Raw genomic sequence first — 15,692 nt, forward strand, 5'->3', positions numbered from 1 at the left:
CAGAACATAACCAGAACGACAAAGCCGTGTTATTTTTTCTTCAAGAGCATGACATCCACCCTTCCATCGCTGGCGCGCCATGTCTCGTGCACGTCGAACCCAGCAAGTTCTGAGGTCAGGTTCGCAGCGGTGAATTGTTGGGCAGAACCCATCGCCAGCCAGTCACCGGGACTAAAGATACAGCCGGCGTCGTGCCACTGAATGGCGGCCTCCTTTTGTGCCACAGCGCCAAATTGCACCTGTTGGCTTGCGGCTTCATGGAAGATGCGCGGTTCAAGGCCGTGGCTCTTGCCCAAGCGGGTCAAGCAGGTGCGCACCAGATGCAAGCCAAAATCCTGATAAGCCGCCTCTACCACAGCAGCATCCTGCGCAAGTTCTATGGCCAGCAAAAGATAATCATTGGCTTTCAGGGTTTGCGCCGCCCCCTTGATCAGGTCTCGCCGTTCGGTCTCTGATAGAAATCCTAAGCCGCCGCCTGCAATTAGGGCCAGACTGGTCCCCGACCCAATTGCGGGTAGGTCCCAAGAGGACGGGCTGGCACTGGCGGGGCCCAAACTGATTTCTGCCGTTGAGTCTTTTGCATTCAGCGTATCAAAGATCCTAGGATCAATCTCGCGGTTCATCAAAACAATGGCTTTGGGCCGCTCTAAGGCCATAAGAATTTGTGCGGTGCGTAACCCGGTAAAAGGGCCGCAGTCGATCAGGCGCGCCGCTGGGCCGATCAATTCACCCAGCTGGGGCAGAATTCGGTCCAGCACTTCACGCTCGGCGCGCTCAACATGGGCGGCTGGGTTGTCTAGGCCAAGAGCGATACTGACAGTCCGCCCACCAGCCAATAAATCTTGCTGGTGTTGTCGCACCAAATCTTCAAGCATTTAAATTTTTACCCCAAGAAACAATCTTCAAACCAACTCAAACCAACTCAACTCAAACCAATGACAGACCGGCACCGCTAGCACGCAGTACTGTCGAGGATAAAGGATTCCAGCGCGCAGGTATATAGACCCAAGCGGGCGGTGTCGCGCGCGGGCAAGCCGTGGCATCGGCCAAATTTAATCGCGCATGGGGAAAACGTTGTGCTAATCGCCCTAGTCGGGCCCGTGGTCCTGCCCCTGGTCGGGACACCACACAGATCGGAACTAGGCGCGCAATGTCCTGCCAGCCACGCCATTGTTCAAACCCGCTCAAATTATCCGCCCCCATTAGCCAGACAAAATTTACGCCTGGAAACCGCCTTTTGAGGCCTTTCAGCGTGTCGATGGTGAATTGGGTTTTCAATTGCGTTTCAATATCGGTGACGATGTTGTGCCGTCCGCGTGCCACAGCGCGTGCCGAGGCCAAACGGTTCTTGAGGGGCGTGGATTTCGGCTTCAACGGGTTTTGTGGCGAGACCAGCCACCAGACACAAGTCAGGCCCAGCCGGGCACGGGCTGTTTCGGCCACATGGGCATGGCCAGAATGGGCAGGATCAAAAGAACCACCGAGGAGCCCGACTTTTATCCCTCGCGGCGCTCGCAGCGCGTATCGCATCGGTTTCGATTAAGGGAGAGTCCAGCTTAGGGGAAGGGGTTATGCTCACATTGAGGATTGATTGCTGCTTTAGCCTTGGTGATGGCTAAAATGCGTTCCAAATCGAAACTGCTTGCTAATTGGCTGGGAAGGGCGCATAGGGGCCGCGTCTAATGACGGTTCTATGCTTGTCTGTTCGCTGAGATCATCGGCGCTGCTCTCAAAAATACCTCCTGAAATGTCGACGCCAAAATGCCTGCACATGCAGGCATCATCTCTCTATGAACGGAACTACTCTAATGACTACCGGAACAGTAAAATGGTTTAACGGCCAAAAAGGCTTTGGCTTTATCGCTCCTGATGACGGCGGCCCTGATGCCTTCGTCCACATCAGTGCAGTGGAACGCTCGGGCATGAGCGACCTGCGCGACGGCCAAAAGGTCAGCTATGACCTCGTGGCAGATCGCAAGAGCGGCAAAATGTCTGCTGAAAACCTGCAAGATCGCGCTTAAAAACTAGGCTTCGTCATGAAGCCCAAGTGATAAGCCCAAATGGGTGCGGCCGATGCTCTGGCATTGGCCGCACCCTCGGGCCCTTCGCCCCGTCCCAGCATAAATCTTTCACCGAAGTGAGTACCAGATGGCCAAGGGACAAAAGAAAAGTAACAAGGAAGTCCGCAAACCCAAGGCGGAAAAATCCAAGTCCGAAGCGCCAACACCTTTGTTCTCCAAAGGGGCGACAACGGCGGATAAAGTGCCGATGGGCAAGCGTTAGGGTCTTTGTAAACTGGGTGTCGAGATGGCTTGCGCCGGATTAGGCTCCACCCGCCGATAAACTCATGCCTCAGCAATATGAATTCGCTTTACCCCGTCCACCCCATCGAGGTCCGCTCTCGTGCGCGCCAGTTTCAAGGTGCGATGATAGGCCCGCGCAGATAGGCGCCGCGTATCGGCTGCCCTTCCCAATAAATCCCGCCCCGGCCCGTCGGGCTTAGCGACGCGGTCCAACACCGCTCCGCTGGCAATGGCACTGGTGGCAATCGCCAACCCATCGCTCTTATAGCGCTCAGATTGGGCAGTACGCACCCCTGCCTCACGGGCTGCGGCCTTGTCTGCCAAGCCAGCAATGGAGAAATAAGGGTTCGCCCCGGCGTCCGCAATCTGGACCTGAACGTCTACCCAGCGCGCCCCGGCCCCATCAAAGGCCCATGTAACCAATCGAGCAACCATCGTTTCGCTTCCGAACTATCCACATTCCAACTAGAAATTAGAACGAAAAAAGAACAGATAAAGAACAAAAGACAATTTCTAATACGAGATGGTGATTTCCCACCCCTAAGGGATGTGAACAACTTTCCTACCACAGAGTAAGAGTTAGTTCAATTTACGGTCAATGGCGTCCCACATCAGCGAAACGGCATTGATTCCAGAAAAAGCTTTGAGTGCCAAAGCGCCCGTCGGGGAAGTGACGTTGATCTCGGTCAAGCGACCTGCGATCACATCGATCCCAACAAATAGAAGGCCGCGCTCTTTCAGGGTCGGGCCAATCGCGCGGCAAATCGCGAGATCCGCCTCACTCAAGTCGACCGGATGGGCTGTGCCGCCCACGGCGAGGTTCGAACGAATGTCATTGCCCTTGGGAACCCGGTTGATCGCGCCCACAGGTTCGCCATCGACCAAGATGATCCGCTTGTCCCCGTCAAATACGCCTGGCACAAAAGCCTGCACCATGATTGGGTCCCGGCTGGTGGTGAAGAACAGATCCAGCAACGCACCCAAATTGCCATCCTCTGGCTTGATCCGGAAAACAGCGGCACCAGCATTGCCGAACAAAGGCTTGACCACAATGTCCTGGTGCTCTGCTTTAAACGCCTTGATTGTCTCGCGGTCACGCGACACCAAGGTTGGTGGCATGAGTTCAGGGAACAGGAGGGGGACGATTTTCTCTGGGCTAGACCGCACCCAAAATGGATCATTCACCACCAAAGTCTTGCCCTTCAAGAACTCCAGCAGGTGCGCGGCCGTGATATAACTCATGTCAAACGGCGGGTCCTGCCGCATCAAAATGACATCGACGTCTTCAGCCAGGTCCAACACCACCTCTTCGCCCAAGGTCACATGGTCGCCCTTGACGCGTTGAACCTTGGCAGGCTTGGCCCGCGCGCTGACTTTGCCTTCTTGCCAGCTCAAGGTCTCAACCTGATAGACAAAGATCTCATATCCCCGGATTTGTGCCTCTTCGGCCATGGCAAAGGTGCTGTCGCCCTCAATATTGACCTGCTCAATCGGGTCCATCTGAATGGCAATACGCAGGGGTTTTGAGGCAGGTAAATCAGACACTGGATGAACTCGCTAATTGAGCTTTTGGCGAAGAGTTTGGGTTCTGTCGCGATCGGCTTGGGTGTAGCCTTGCAGTTGGCTAGCCCGTTGCGCCCATTCAAGGGCAATATGAATTTGTCCTGCGGCTTCTGCAGCTTGGGAATAGTCGAGCGCCACTTGATAATTGTCAGGCGCTAACAGCGCGCGACGAAATGCCGCCCGCATCCATCCCTCAGTTTGGCCAGAAGCACGCGCCCGCGCCGCCAGATTGGTTTGCAGACGCACCGCCATCACCCGATCCGAAACCGGGGCGAGCATCGCGTCACTCAAGGCCTTGATCCCAACACGATTGGCAATTTCTGACAGGCCGACCTCATCCACAATCGCGCCCCCGGCAAGGGGGTCGATGAAAATGGGCCCATCGCTGGCTTCCAACCGCAGCAAAAAATGCCCGGGGGAGTCGACCCCATAAAGTGGGGTGTTGGCAAGGCGGGCGACATGGCGCCAGATCACCCCGAGCCCAACAGGCAAGCCCGCACGCGCCTCCAAAATACGGATCAAGTCGGCATTGCCGGGATCATCAAAATCTTTGGTTGAGCCTGCAAATCCCATTTCGCCAAAAATCAATTGGGAGAGCGCCAATGCGGATTGTGGCTTTCGCTGTTGGGCTAAGGCGGTAAGCTGATCGAGGACGCCGAGGGCTTCGGAAAGATCGCGGTCCGGGTTTTCATGAATGGCGCAGGCAAGCGCACAGGCCGTCAGGTCAAAGCGGTCCAGCGGCATGTTGGCGCACACTTTCAGCGCGCTTTCCGCATCAAGCCGCGTTCTGGGGATCATTTGCGCCGCGCCCGAAAAGAAATCACATTGTCTCTAGAGCGATGACCAACCAGCATTGGCTCTTCCTGTGGACGCCAAGCGTCGCGAACATGGTTGGGCCAGCGCCATTTGGTGACAATGATCAGATCATAGCGCCACGTGAAATGCTGCGTCCAATCGCGGCTTGCCGTCCAGCCCGTCGCAGCCCTGACAATGCGTGCCGTCTGTCGAGGTCGCAAAAGCTCGGCAGGATCACTTGTTTGCTGGCGCATTCTAACTTCGATGAAAGCCAGCACATCCCCGCGCTGCGCGATCAGATCAATCTCTCCAGCTGGCGTCTGCACGCGCCGCCCTAAAATCGCATAGCCCTTGAGTTGCAGGACAAAGGCCGCCCAGCCCTCTGCCCAGCGACCAGATCTTTCTGCAAGGGCGCATTGGACCAAGTTCATGAGGCGGCCCGCTTTTGGGCAGCAACCAGTGCCAGTGCGCGACTATAGACATCGCGGCGCGCAATCCCGGTCTGGAGAGCTACGGCCGCGGCCGCATCCTTGACGCTGAGCCGGGACAAAGCTTCTACCAGAGCGCCATCTAGATCAGGTGCCTCGGCTGCCTGCGTTTCATGGCTTTTTCCGCCAACCACAACCACAATCTCGCCGCGCGGTGCATCAGCATTGCCATAATGGGTCGCCAGTTCCACAAGGGTGCCGCGCCGGGTCTCTTCATAGAGCTTGGTTAGTTCGCGGGCGACACAAGCTGGCCGGTCGCCAAAAACCTTGGCCATGGCGCTCAGGCTTTCGCCTAGACGTGGCCCGGTCTCGTAGAAAATCAACGTGGCTGGGATGGCGGCAAATTCATGGAAAAAGTCTGCTCTAGCCCCGGCTTTGGAAGGGGCAAAGCCGGCAAAGAAAAACCGGGCGGAAGGCAGGCCTGAAACAATCAAGGCGGCCAAGGCGGCAGAGGCACCAGGTACGGCCAGAACCTTATGCCCAGCTTCAATCACACCACGGGCCAAACGCTCGCCCGGATCGCTAACACCCGGTGTCCCTGCGTCGGAGCAGAAGGCGACTGACCCACCTTGCTCAAGAATCTTCAGTGCTTGTAAAAGGCCAGCATCAGTTGCCGATTCGTCGCATCGCGCGACCTTGCCGCTGATACCATGCAGCCCCATCAAGCGCTTGGTTACACGGGTATCTTCGGCCAAAATGAGGTCGCAGTCGGTTAGCGTCTTGGCCCCGCGGGGCGTGAAATCACCCAGATTACCAATTGGTGTTGCGACGAGGTAAAGCCCCGATTCTAACAGCATTTTTATGGGCGTTTCCAGTTGATGCGATTGCACCAGACCTGCCTCGCGCTTAGACTTAGGCCTCTTATTGGGAGTAACGTTGGCCATGTCATCCATTTCTAGGACAGAAGGTTTGTACTTTCCGACAAAGATACCAAGCCTTAAACACGCGTTAGGCGCAAGCCTCTGCGCAGCTATGTTGCTGGGCTTGGCCTCGTGTGCATCCACCCCACAAACAGCCGTGCCGCCGCCAGCACCGCCTAAGCCAGCGGTGCAAGAACCGGTCAACCCCTATCTGATCAAGGCAACCAATCGGTTGACGCCGCCCCATATGGCTGGCCGTAAACTGGTTCGTGTCGCCCTTTTGGCACCGTTCAGTAGCGACAATCCCGCCATCCGCAACGAGGCCCAGACCCTGCAAAGTGCCGCCGAACTTGCCCTATTTGAGCATGGCGATGCGTCTATGTTGCTCATTCCAAAGGATTCTGGTGATACCCCAGAGTCTGCGCGTGAAGCGGCCGTCGATGCCATGCGCTCTGGCACAGACTTTATTCTGGGTCCCTTGTTTGCCAGCGGGGTGACAGCCATTGCCCCCTATGCACGCGCCAGTAATGTACCCATGTTTTCCTTTTCGACCGATACGTCCGAAGCAGGCCGGGACATCTATGTTTTGACCTTCTTGCCCGAGGATGAGGCTCGTCAGATTGTCCGCTACGCGGCCGAACAGGGCGTCAAACGGCTCGTTGTTCTGGCCCCTGAAGGTCGCTATGGCGACCGGGTCGCCGCGGCCGCGCGTGAAGCGGCTGCTTCAGCTGGCCTCGAGTTCATGGGCGATGAGCGCTATGATCCGCGATCAACATCGATGACTTCGGCTTTAGAAGTCTCGAAGCGTGTTGCGGGCCAGGTCTCCGGCGGTAACGCCAGCCGGGAAACCGCAATTCTGATCCCAGAGCGGGGCGCGATGTTGCGCGCTATTGTTCAAACCTTAGGCCAATCGGGCGCAAGCTCGCGCCAGGTTCGCTATTTGGGCACAGGTCTCTGGAACGATCCCGACATTTTGAACGACAGCCGGATGATGGGCGCTTGGTTTGTGACGCCAGATGTCGCAGCCCGCAGTGCCTTTGAGCAACGCTTCAGCCAAGCCTATCAGCGCAAGCCAACCCGACTGGCGGGCATGGGCTATGATGCGACCGCCATGCTGGCGCGCATGACGCGGGAAGGCAGTAAATCGGGTGCTTCAGCCCGCGCCATCGAGGCCCAAGATGGCTTCATCGGTGTCGATGGGTTGTTCCGGTTCAAAGGCCATGTGGTTGAGCGCGGGATGGCGGTGAATGAAGTCGTCGCCCGTGGCAGCAAAGTTGTGCAAGTCGCCCCCAAGAAATTTCAGAATTAAGCCGGTCATTTCGAAGGTGAGGTATGGGAGACATTCATGTACGGCCCTTGGAAGCCACCGATCGTTCTGTTTGGGACGAGCTTTGGCAGGGCTATCTGACTTTTTATAAGGTCAGCCAATTTGCCCCAGAAGTGACCGAAGCCACTTGGCAGCGCTTGCTGGATCCAAATGGACCCTTGCATGGCCTTGTCGCGGTTGATGGCGACGAAGTCTTAGGGCTCGTCCACTTCCTCTATCATCCATCCTCCTGGACGATTGAGCCCTATTGTTATTTACAGGACCTGTTCACCTTCCCGGCTGCGCGCAAGCGCGGCGTGGGGGAGGCTTTGATCGAGGCGGTGGCGGAGGCGGCGCGCGCGCAAAATGCCGCCCGGGTCTATTGGCTCACGCATGAAACCAATGCAGCGGGTCGCAGCCTATATGACCGCGTCGCGCGTCATGCTGGCTTTATCCATTACATCAAGGATTTGTAGTCAGAGGCTTTGGATTTTCCGGCCAACCTTATTGGCATACATGGCCTCATCGGCCCGCGACAAAGCCCGTTCACCGGTATCGTCCGACTCAAACGTATAGGACCCGTAAGCGGCCCCAACCTGCAGGCGGTGGCCCTGATAGGTGATTTCGGTTCGAGAAATGGCTTCAGCCAGTTGTGTGCCTTTACGCCTGGCATCTTCGGGACCCGCTTTTGCCAGAATGACGGCAAATTCGTCGCCGCCAACGCGCCCAACCAGGTCACTCTCGCGAATATTGGCAGCCAAAGTCTCGCCGACAGCTAACAGGATCGCGTCGCCAGCCGGGTGGCCAAACCGGTCATTAATCTGTTTGAACCCGTCCAAATCGAAATAGACGAGGCTTGCCTGCACCTCGTAACGTTGGGCAAAGCTTATCACCCGGTTCAACTCTCGTTCAAAGGCGCGGCGGTTGAAAACCGGCACTAAAGTATCCCGGTCCGCCAATTCTTCCGCACGGCGCAACCGATCCACCAAGCGTGCACGATCTGCTTTCAGGCTTGATACCTGATCGGCCAAATGCTTGAGCGCCCGGCGGACATGCGGGGTCAATTCTTGGGGTGGAATGCCCAAAACCGGGGGCGCCTCGGGGCTGTGGGCTGGAGAAGCCTCCGCGCCACGCAGGGAAGGGCTAGGTTCCGCTACAGGGCTTCGCTTGGCAGCAGCAGCAGCTTGGGTGGCCCGCTCCAGTGCCGATTTCGGCTGCAAGGAAGGCGAGGTCGCTTTCGGCTTTCCATCAGAATGATGCTGTGCAAACGACACCGCCCAAAGCTCCTATCTTGACCGCCTCACACGGTCGCTAGTTTCAGACCAATTACCAGATAAACGCGCATACCGTAAGGGCGCAAAATCTATAAATCGGGCTCCTAGGCTGTGCGCGCGAATGGTTAACAAGGTGTTTATACGCACGGAGTTCCGATCAGGTCTTCCCTTCCGGCCCCTTTGCGACTAGAAGCCCCGCTTTCTTGGGTGGTGACGGGCGCGCACGCTTTTGCAGGGTGCTTTCGTCCCAATTGTTGGAAAGCACAATCGATGGCCTCAAATCCACAAATTGGCCCACAAATAGGATTGATTATGGGCTCCCGCTCGGATTGGGAAACCATGATTGAGGCGGCCAAGATTCTTGACCATCTAGACGTGCCTTATGAGGCCAAAGTGGTCTCCGCCCACCGCACGCCTGACAAAATGAGCCTCTATGCGAAAGAAGCCAAAGGCCGTGGCCTGAAGGTGATTATTGCCGGTGCCGGTGGGGCTGCGCATTTGCCCGGCATGGTAGCCGCCATGACGACTTTACCCGTGCTTGGCGTGCCTGTGCGCTCGGCCGCTTTGTCTGGCCAAGATAGCTTGTTGTCGATTGTACAAATGCCCAAGGGCATCCCGGTCGGCACGCTCGCCATCGGCCCGGCTGGTGCAGCAAATGCTGCTTTGCTGGCGGCTTCTATCCTTGCCTTAAACGATGTCGCTTTGTCCGCGCGCTTGACCGCGTGGCGCGAAGCCCAGACCGAAGCGGTTGGGGACGATCCGCGCGAATGACACCTGCATTTGATCGCCTTGCCGCCGGTTCGACCATTGGCATTTTAGGTGGCGGACAATTGGGCCGGATGTTGGCCGTGGCCGCCGCTGAGCTTGGATTTGACTGCGTGGTTTATGAACCAGAGCCTGATTGCCCTGCTGGTCGCGTGGCGGCGAAATGTTTTACCGCTGCTTGGGATGATCAAGAGGCACTGGCCGCTTTTGCCGACTGCGTCGACGTCGTCACCTTTGAGTTTGAAAATGTGCCAGCCCCGTCGTTGGCCTTTCTGGCAGAGCACACCTCGATCCGTCCGGGGCTTAAGTCACTGCAATTGACGCAAGACCGTCTGGTCGAAAAGCAATTCATCCAAGGCTTGGGCCTTGAGACCGCGCCGTTTGCAGCGTGCGATACGCTGGAGGATCTGGACCGTGCGGTTGCGACCATCGGCGTGCCTGCCATCCTAAAGACCCGCACCTTGGGCTATGATGGTAAAGGTCAATACCGCTTGAGCCAGACCCGTGACGCCGCAGAGGCGTGGGCTGCCTTAAGTGGTAAGCCCGCTATTTTGGAAGGTTTTGTGCCGTTTGAGCGCGAAGTTTCGGTTATTCTCGCACGTGCTGTCGATGGCAGCTTTGCCGCCTTTGACGTGACAGAAAATGTCCACCAGGGCGGCATTTTGCGGACCTCGACGGTTCCGGCGCAGATCTCTGACGCCCTGGTGGATCAGGCTGTTGCAGCGGCCGCCCAAATTGCTGCAGCCTTGGACCATATTGGTGTGCTGGCGGTGGAGTTCTTTGTCGTGGGCGGAGACCAATTGGTGATCAATGAAATCGCCCCGCGGGTCCATAATTCCGGCCATTGGACGCAAGACGGCTGTGCCGCTGACCAGTTTCAGCAACATATGCGCGCGGTCGCCCATTGGCCCTTGGCCTCTACCAAGCGCCACGCGCCACACGTTGTGATGACCAATTTGATCGGCAATGAGGTTGAAGCGTGGGCGGAATTAGCTGGCCAGCCGGACACCTTCGTCCATCTTTACGGCAAGCGAGCTGTGCGCGATGGCCGAAAAATGGGCCATGTGACTAGGATTTAAGGCTTGGGTTGAGCGCCATAGCGTAGGCGGGTCAAAATGCCCAAGGGGTCAGGTATCTTATCGACCAGTTGATTGACTTGCGCTTTCACTTTCTCAAACTGCATCACGCGACCAATTTGCTTGTCCAAGAATGCCCAAGTCGCGCCGCTATCGTCGCTCTCATCCTGCAGCCAATAGGCCAAGGTCGCTAGATGGACGCCCGATAGGATGGTGCGCTTGGTATAATAGTTGAAGTCGGTAGAAGGATCGCCCATTGCGACCCAAGCCCGATCCGCTGCGCGCCAGCCAATCCGCACGGCATCGGGGGTATTATTGGGCACAGCCAGATAGATGGCGGCGCGGCGAAGGCTTTCCTTGTGGGTGGACAAAGCCTCCAATCGCACCCGCACAGCCAAAGTCGCCTTCTCGCGGATTTTCGTCCCGGGCTGGCAATCCTCAATCGCGCGTTCCATCGCGCGCTCGGCCCGGTCAAACCAAGCGTCTATCAGGTCCACCGCGCCACGCGGGGCCGCCAGCAGGGCTTCGCCTTCGCTAAGATTAGCCGCCTCACGCGCGCGCTCCAAAGCATTGGGCAACCAGCCCGAGAAGCCCGCTTCGTCCAAGGCAGCATCAAGATAGCGGTCGCGCAGCGCTTGGATTGGATCGTGGCGGGAAACTGGGTTTGAGAGGTCGGCGGAAACGGTCATAGGGCTTAAGATATGTCATGGACGGCCGCTGGTCCATCGCTGTTTTCGCAACTGACATGATTCACCACCATGAGGTGGACAATCCGGACTGATTTCTGTATGTCCGCCCCTCTACTTTCACTTGGCCAGTTTTCTGGTCGTTCGTCCAATTTATAGGGGGCTCCCCTGGTTCAGATCCTTGTGCGCGATAACAACGTCGATCAGGCGTTGAAAGCACTGAAAAAGAAGATGCAGCGCGAAGGCACCTTCCGCGAAATGAAGCGTCGTAATCATTTTGAAAAACCTTCTGAGAAGCGTGCTCGTGAAGATGCCGAAGCCGTGCGCCGTATGCGCAAGCTGCAGCGCAAGCGTGCGCAGCGCGAAGGCCTGGTTCTGAAGCGCTAAGGCCTTTTGGGCTTGAGTATTCATAAGCCGCCGCTGGGGTCTCCTAGCGGCGGCTTTTGTGTTTGTTAGGGGCGGGAGAGACACGTGCACGATCAACCTAGCGCAGGCCGATTTGATGGCCGCACCCATTTCTTGCCCGTACGGATTTATTATGAAGATACCGATATGTCGGGCATCGTCTATCACGCCAATTATCTGCGCTATTTTGAGCGCGGGCGGTCAGATTTTCTCAGGCTGGCAGGCATTCACCATACGCAATTGCTAGAACGCGACCCGCCCTTGGCTTTCGCCATCACGGGCATGGATATCAAGTTCAAAAAAGCTGCCCGCATTGATGACTGCTTGGTCGTGCAAACCCATTATGATGCGATCAAGGGTGTGCGCCTTATCATTCAGCAGACGATTTTTCGTGGCGAAGAGGTGATCGCCACGGCGGCAGTTGAGGCCGTTACGATTGACCTTCAAGGTCGGCCGAAGCGGCCCTTTAAAGAACTTGAAGCCCAATTAGCGCCTTATTTGCTGCCCCTTTAGAGCGGCTTGCGTTTGCGCCGCAGGCGCAGGGCATTTTTGACCCGGTTCCAAACCTTGTACCGCTCCATCACGGGCAAGGGGTCAAGGTTCTCGAGGAATTGTTCGGCGCAAGCCCGCCACGAGAAACCTTCCGCATATTTCCGCACTTGGGCGCGGTCGATCTTCAGGCAGGCCTCAATGCTGGCGGCTAAATCATCACCGATTTCGCCTGCACCGGAGCCTGGAATGATGTCTTTCGGGCCCGGTGCCACAAAGGCTGCCACCGGAGTGCCTGTGGCCATGGCTTCGAGGATGACCAGGCCAAATGTGTCGGTATAGCTTGGGAAAACAAACACATCGGCATTGGCATAACAGGCAGCCAGCTCTTCGCCGAATTTAGCGCCTAAGAACTTGGCTTCTGGAAAGCGCGTCTCAAGGTCTACCCGCGCCGGGCCATCGCCGACCACCACTTTGGTACCCTTGAGATCACAGGCCAAAAAGGCCTCCACATTCTTCTCAACCGAGACCCGTCCGACATAGAGGAAGATCGGGCCTTCTATGCCGGCCAGCGGCCCACGGTCTGCAACCCGCAGCCGGGGATTGAATTGTTCGGTGTCGACACCGCGTGTCCAGAGCGCCAGATTCTTGAACCCGCGTGACACCAATAGATCATGCATCGTCGGCGTCGCCACCATGACCCGACCTGCCATGTGGTGAAACCAGCGCACAAAGGCATAGCCCCAGCCGACCGGGATCGGGAAACGGGCGGAGACATATTCTGGATATTGTGTGTGATAGGAAGTGGAGAATGGAAAGCGGTGCTGGATGCAGATGCGCCGCGCTGTCAGGCCCAGTGTGCCCTCGGTGGCAATATGCACAGCCTCGGGTTCGAAGTCTTCGAACCGCTCCTCAATATCATCCTTGGCAAACAGCGCCAGCTTAATCTCGGGGTAGGTCGGTAGCGGGATGGTTTTATAGCCGTCATTTGGCGTGACCATCATGACTTCATGGCCCATCGCGCGTAATTCCTGCACGGTGCGCGAAAGCGTCCGCACCACTCCATTGACTTGTGGTTCCCACGCGTCTGTTACCAGCATGATGCGCATGTATAGGCCCTTGTTTTTTCCGTGATGTCCTTACAGTGTGCCGCCACAAAAGGCCAATAAGGCCTGCACCATCTGTACTGGAAAAGAGACCGTCATGCTGACCCAAACAGACATAGAAGCCATGGATGCCACGAAATATGGCGATGAAGTTGCGATGGTGCAGGCGCTGATCGACCAAAGCCCCTTGCGCGGCGCGGTGCGCTCGCAAGCCCTGATGGACGCTCAGGCAATCGTGCGCAAAGCCCGCGAGCGGGCCAAGCCCGTCGGCATGTTGGAAACTTTCTTGGAAGAATTCGGCCTAACCACGCCAGAAGGCCTTGCCCTCATGTGTCTGGCGGAGGCCTTGTTGCGGGTGCCGGATCAGGAAACGGCTGATCGTTTGATTGCGGAGAAAATCACAAGTGGCGATTGGGGCGGGCGGGCTGGCAAATCCGACAGCACCTTGGTCAATGCCTCGGTCTGGGGCCTGATGCTGACCGGTAAAGTCGTCGATGTTGGTGCAGAAGCGCGCAAAGACTTGGGCGCTTTCATGCACCGTCTGACACGCAAAGCCGGCGAGCCAGTTATCCGCGCCGCCGTTGGCCAAGCCATGCGCATCATGGGCGAACAATTTGTGCTGGGCCGCACGATTGAGGCGGCAATCAAGCGCGGCCAAGGCGCGATCCGCAAACAAGCCGCCAGTCACTTCTCCTTCGATATGCTGGGCGAAGGCGCGCGCACCCAGGAAGACGCTGCCCGCTATGCCAAGGCCTATGCCGAAGCCATTGAGGCGGTCGGCAAAACCTCTCACGATCTGGGGCCAGAGAAAGCCTCAGGCATCTCCGTTAAATTGAGTGCACTTTCCCCCCGCTATGACGCCCGCCAGCGCCACCAAGTGCATGAGACGCTCTATCCAGTGGTCCTGAACCTTGCCCTGATCGCCAAGCGCTATGATATCGGCTTCTGCCTCGATGCCGAAGAAGCCGACCGGCTGGTGATTTCGCTCGAAATCCTCAACCGTCTCGCCCATGCGCCAGAGCTGGCTGGCTGGAATGGCCTCGGTCTCGCCGTTCAGGCCTATCAAAAGCGCGCGCCCAAAACGGTGGAGACGGTGATCGCCATTGCCCGCTCGTCCGGGCGGCGGATCATGACGCGTTTGGTCAAGGGTGCCTATTGGGACGCTGAGATCAAGCGGGCGCAAGTGGCAGGTCGCCCAGACTTCCCGGTCTTCACCACCAAGCCTGCGACAGATGTGTCCTACCTCGCCTGCGCTGACCTGATGCTGCGGGCCCCTGATGCCATCTACAGCCAGTTTGCTACCCACAATGCCCATACCTTGGCCGCTATCCGCTGTTTGGCCCAAGCTGCAGGCCAAGAGGCTTATGAGTTTCAGCGCCTGCACGGCATGGGCGAGACGTTATATGCGACAGCACGTGATCTGTTCGGCGACATGAATGTGCGCGTCTATGCCCCGGTCGGTGCCCATGAAGACTTGCTTCCCTATCTCGTCCGCCGTTTGCTCGAAAATGGGGCCAATACCAGCTTCGTGCATGCCTTCTTGGACGAGGATGTGCCGGTCGAGCGCGTCGCCGGTGACCCGTTAACGGCCCTAGAAGCCGGCACTAGACGGCATCTAAAAGTGCCCGCGCCGCCTGCGATTTATGGTGATGCCCGCGCCAACTCCAAAGGCCTCGATTTAACCCTTGGCCCTGATGTCACGGCGCTAGAGCAGGCCATAACAATCCAAGCTCAAAAGAGCGAAGGCCAAGGCCCGGTCGCGATAATCTCGCCGCAAAATCTCGAAATCATTGTGGGTCACATTGAAGAAACAAGCCTTGAAGCGCTCGACGCTGCCTGTGAGAAGGCCCACACAGCCCAACCTGCTTGGGACCGGCTCGGCGGCTACGCCCGCAGCCTGATCCTGTTGCGCGCTGCCGATCTGATGGAGGCCGACCGCGCCCGCTTGATGGCTTTGTGCTCGGCCGAGGCCGGCAAGACCCTGCAGGATTGTATCGATGAAGTCCGCGAGGCCATCGACTTCTTGCGCTATTATGCCGCCCAGGCAGCCCAAGAGTTTCAAACACCGCTTGAATTGCCCAGCCCAGCGGGGGAGACTAATGTGCTGTCCCTTCATGGGCGCGGCGTGTTTGGCTGCATCAGCCCCTGGAACTTCCCGCTGGCGATTTTCATGGGCCAGGTCGCAGCTGCGTTGGCGGCGGGCAATAGCGTCGTCGCCAAGCCCGCTGAACAGACCCCGCTGATTGCCCAAGCCGCGTGCGAGATGCTCTATCAAGCAGGCGTTGCGAAGGATGTGCTGCACCTCGTTTTGGGCGATGGCCGCACAGGTGCACATCTGGTCAGCAACCCAAAGATCGCAGGAATCGCCTTCACCGGTTCGACCAGCGTCGCGCGCCTGATTTCGCGTACTTTGGCGCATAAGGACGGGCCGATTGTGCCGCTGATTGCTGAGACGGGCGGCCTCAACGCCATGTTTGTCGACACCACGGCTTTGAAGGAACAAGTGGTGGATGATGTCATCATCTCGGCTTTTGGCTCTGCGGGTCAGCGTTGTTCGGCCCTGCGCCTGTTGTTCC

At 57.6% G+C, this 15,692-nt stretch carries 19 protein-coding genes; 9 read left to right on the forward strand and 10 right to left on the reverse strand.

Annotated elements, in window-relative coordinates:
* Positions 1-29 precede the first annotated feature (29 nt).
* Both ACIQ20_RS06025 and ACIQ20_RS06030 read right to left on the reverse strand, forming a co-directional pair.
* Positions 30-875 (reverse strand): L-histidine N(alpha)-methyltransferase, encoded by an 846-nt coding sequence (locus ACIQ20_RS06025; RefSeq protein ID WP_395778376.1) that lies wholly within the window; start codon positions 873-875, stop codon positions 30-32.
* A gap of 52 nt (positions 876-927) precedes the next feature.
* Entirely contained in the window at positions 928-1,530 is a 603-nt protein-coding gene (locus ACIQ20_RS06030) for a nicotinate-nucleotide adenylyltransferase (RefSeq protein WP_395778378.1), read from the reverse strand.
* Positions 1,531-1,808: 278 nt separating this feature from the next.
* On the opposite strand from ACIQ20_RS06030, the gene ACIQ20_RS06035 reads away from it, so the two are divergent.
* Together ACIQ20_RS06035 and ACIQ20_RS06040 are read left to right on the forward strand one after the other, a co-directional pair.
* A complete protein-coding gene (locus tag ACIQ20_RS06035; protein ID WP_085340588.1) occupies positions 1,809-2,021 on the forward strand; it encodes a cold-shock protein in 213 nt (70 codons plus the stop codon).
* A gap of 127 nt (positions 2,022-2,148) precedes the next feature.
* Positions 2,149-2,283, forward strand: coding sequence for a hypothetical protein (locus ACIQ20_RS06040; protein WP_395778380.1), 135 nt, complete (start codon positions 2,149-2,151; stop codon positions 2,281-2,283).
* A gap of 62 nt (positions 2,284-2,345) precedes the next feature.
* Here ACIQ20_RS06040 and ACIQ20_RS06045 read toward each other — a convergent pair whose 3' ends face one another.
* From ACIQ20_RS06045 to rsmI, 5 genes are all read right to left on the reverse strand, one after another.
* Positions 2,346-2,738: a hypothetical protein gene (locus ACIQ20_RS06045; RefSeq protein WP_395778382.1), complete on the reverse strand. Its 393-nt coding sequence runs from the start codon at positions 2,736-2,738 to the stop codon at positions 2,346-2,348.
* Between the two features lie 144 nt (positions 2,739-2,882).
* Positions 2,883-3,848: a glutathione synthase gene (gshB, locus tag ACIQ20_RS06050; RefSeq protein WP_395778384.1), complete on the reverse strand. Its 966-nt coding sequence runs from the start codon at positions 3,846-3,848 to the stop codon at positions 2,883-2,885.
* 12 nt (positions 3,849-3,860) lie between these two features.
* Positions 3,861-4,664 carry a transglutaminase family protein gene (locus ACIQ20_RS06055; RefSeq protein ID WP_395778386.1) on the reverse strand — a complete coding sequence of 268 codons (804 nt, stop codon included), beginning with the start codon at positions 4,662-4,664 and terminating at the stop codon, positions 3,861-3,863.
* The gene (locus ACIQ20_RS06060) at positions 4,661-5,092 is read right to left on the reverse strand and encodes a YraN family protein (RefSeq protein ID WP_395778388.1); all 432 of its coding nucleotides are present in this window, start codon (positions 5,090-5,092) and stop codon (positions 4,661-4,663) included. Before ACIQ20_RS06060 ends, ACIQ20_RS06055 begins: the two co-directional genes overlap by 4 nt.
* On the reverse strand, positions 5,089-6,033 hold the full coding sequence (rsmI, locus tag ACIQ20_RS06065; RefSeq protein ID WP_395778390.1) for a 16S rRNA (cytidine(1402)-2'-O)-methyltransferase: 945 nt from the start codon (positions 6,031-6,033) through the stop codon (positions 5,089-5,091). Before rsmI ends, ACIQ20_RS06060 begins: the two co-directional genes overlap by 4 nt.
* Positions 6,034-6,058: 25 nt before the next feature.
* Between rsmI and ACIQ20_RS06070 the strand changes: the two genes are divergently transcribed.
* Both ACIQ20_RS06070 and ACIQ20_RS06075 read left to right on the forward strand, forming a co-directional pair.
* Positions 6,059-7,318 (forward strand): penicillin-binding protein activator, encoded by a 1,260-nt coding sequence (locus tag ACIQ20_RS06070; protein WP_395778392.1) that lies wholly within the window; start codon positions 6,059-6,061, stop codon positions 7,316-7,318.
* A gap of 23 nt (positions 7,319-7,341) precedes the next feature.
* Positions 7,342-7,791, forward strand: a complete 450-nt coding sequence (locus ACIQ20_RS06075) for a GNAT family N-acetyltransferase (RefSeq protein ID WP_395778394.1) — start codon at positions 7,342-7,344, stop codon at positions 7,789-7,791.
* On the opposite strand, the gene ACIQ20_RS06080 is transcribed toward ACIQ20_RS06075, so the two are convergent.
* On the reverse strand, positions 7,792-8,589 hold the full coding sequence (locus ACIQ20_RS06080; RefSeq protein WP_395778396.1) for a GGDEF domain-containing protein: 798 nt from the start codon (positions 8,587-8,589) through the stop codon (positions 7,792-7,794). It abuts the gene before it with no gap.
* Positions 8,590-8,859: 270 nt separating this feature from the next.
* On the opposite strand from ACIQ20_RS06080, the gene purE reads away from it, so the two are divergent.
* On the forward strand, positions 8,860-9,360 hold the full coding sequence (gene purE, locus ACIQ20_RS06085; RefSeq protein WP_395778398.1) for a 5-(carboxyamino)imidazole ribonucleotide mutase: 501 nt from the start codon (positions 8,860-8,862) through the stop codon (positions 9,358-9,360).
* On the forward strand, positions 9,357-10,433 hold the full coding sequence (locus ACIQ20_RS06090) for a 5-(carboxyamino)imidazole ribonucleotide synthase (protein ID WP_395778400.1): 1,077 nt from the start codon (positions 9,357-9,359) through the stop codon (positions 10,431-10,433). The genes purE and ACIQ20_RS06090 overlap by 4 nt, the downstream gene beginning before the upstream one ends.
* Here ACIQ20_RS06090 and ACIQ20_RS06095 read toward each other — a convergent pair.
* Entirely contained in the window at positions 10,430-11,119 is a 690-nt protein-coding gene (locus tag ACIQ20_RS06095) for a COQ9 family protein (RefSeq protein ID WP_395778402.1), read from the reverse strand. The two genes, ACIQ20_RS06090 and ACIQ20_RS06095, sit on opposite strands and share 4 nt — an antisense overlap.
* Positions 11,120-11,284: 165 nt before the next feature.
* Between ACIQ20_RS06095 and rpsU the strand changes: the two genes are divergently transcribed.
* Together rpsU and ACIQ20_RS06105 are read left to right on the forward strand one after the other, a co-directional pair.
* Positions 11,285-11,503 (forward strand): 30S ribosomal protein S21, encoded by a 219-nt coding sequence (gene rpsU, locus ACIQ20_RS06100; RefSeq protein WP_085340600.1) that lies wholly within the window; start codon positions 11,285-11,287, stop codon positions 11,501-11,503.
* An 84-nt stretch (positions 11,504-11,587) separates the two neighbouring features.
* Positions 11,588-12,034 (forward strand): YbgC/FadM family acyl-CoA thioesterase, encoded by a 447-nt coding sequence (locus ACIQ20_RS06105; RefSeq protein WP_395778404.1) that lies wholly within the window; start codon positions 11,588-11,590, stop codon positions 12,032-12,034.
* On the opposite strand, the gene ACIQ20_RS06110 is transcribed toward ACIQ20_RS06105, so the two are convergent.
* Complete coding sequence (locus ACIQ20_RS06110; protein ID WP_395778406.1) at positions 12,031-13,119, reverse strand: glycosyltransferase family 4 protein; 1,089 nt, start codon at positions 13,117-13,119, stop codon at positions 12,031-12,033. The genes ACIQ20_RS06105 and ACIQ20_RS06110 overlap by 4 nt on opposite strands.
* Positions 13,120-13,213: 94 nt before the next feature.
* On the opposite strand from ACIQ20_RS06110, the gene putA reads away from it, so the two are divergent.
* A partial coding sequence (putA, locus tag ACIQ20_RS06115; protein ID WP_395778408.1) for a bifunctional proline dehydrogenase/L-glutamate gamma-semialdehyde dehydrogenase PutA occupies positions 13,214-15,692 on the forward strand: 2,479 nt, incomplete at its 3' end.

Origin of the sequence: Aquidulcibacter sp., from assembly GCF_044346625.1 — a bacterium.
Classification (GTDB): Bacteria; Pseudomonadota; Alphaproteobacteria; order Caulobacterales; family Aquidulcibacteraceae; genus Aquidulcibacter.

Bases quoted from the DNA above. Each gene is read 5' to 3' on its own strand.
- ACIQ20_RS06030 (WP_395778378.1), bottom strand. From the start codon at position 1,530: ATGCGATACGCGCTGCGAGCGCCGCGAGGGATAAAAGTCGGGCTCCTC.
- ACIQ20_RS06055 (WP_395778386.1), bottom strand. From the start codon at position 4,664: ATGATCCCCAGAACGCGGCTTGATGCGGAAAGCGCGCTGAAAGTGTGC.
- ACIQ20_RS06095 (WP_395778402.1), bottom strand. From the start codon at position 11,119: ATGACCGTTTCCGCCGACCTCTCAAACCCAGTTTCCCGCCACGATCCA.
- ACIQ20_RS06110 (WP_395778406.1), bottom strand. From the start codon at position 13,119: ATGCGCATCATGCTGGTAACAGACGCGTGGGAACCACAAGTCAATGGA.
- ACIQ20_RS06045 (WP_395778382.1), bottom strand. From the start codon at position 2,738: ATGGTTGCTCGATTGGTTACATGGGCCTTTGATGGGGCCGGGGCGCGC.
- ACIQ20_RS06060 (WP_395778388.1), bottom strand. From the start codon at position 5,092: ATGAACTTGGTCCAATGCGCCCTTGCAGAAAGATCTGGTCGCTGGGCA.
- ACIQ20_RS06035 (WP_085340588.1), top strand. From the start codon at position 1,809: ATGACTACCGGAACAGTAAAATGGTTTAACGGCCAAAAAGGCTTTGGC.
- ACIQ20_RS06090 (WP_395778400.1), top strand. From the start codon at position 9,357: ATGACACCTGCATTTGATCGCCTTGCCGCCGGTTCGACCATTGGCATT.
- rsmI (WP_395778390.1), bottom strand. From the start codon at position 6,033: ATGGCCAACGTTACTCCCAATAAGAGGCCTAAGTCTAAGCGCGAGGCA.
- ACIQ20_RS06075 (WP_395778394.1), top strand. From the start codon at position 7,342: ATGGGAGACATTCATGTACGGCCCTTGGAAGCCACCGATCGTTCTGTT.
- ACIQ20_RS06040 (WP_395778380.1), top strand. From the start codon at position 2,149: ATGGCCAAGGGACAAAAGAAAAGTAACAAGGAAGTCCGCAAACCCAAG.
- ACIQ20_RS06025 (WP_395778376.1), bottom strand. From the start codon at position 875: ATGCTTGAAGATTTGGTGCGACAACACCAGCAAGATTTATTGGCTGGT.
- purE (WP_395778398.1), top strand. From the start codon at position 8,860: ATGGCCTCAAATCCACAAATTGGCCCACAAATAGGATTGATTATGGGC.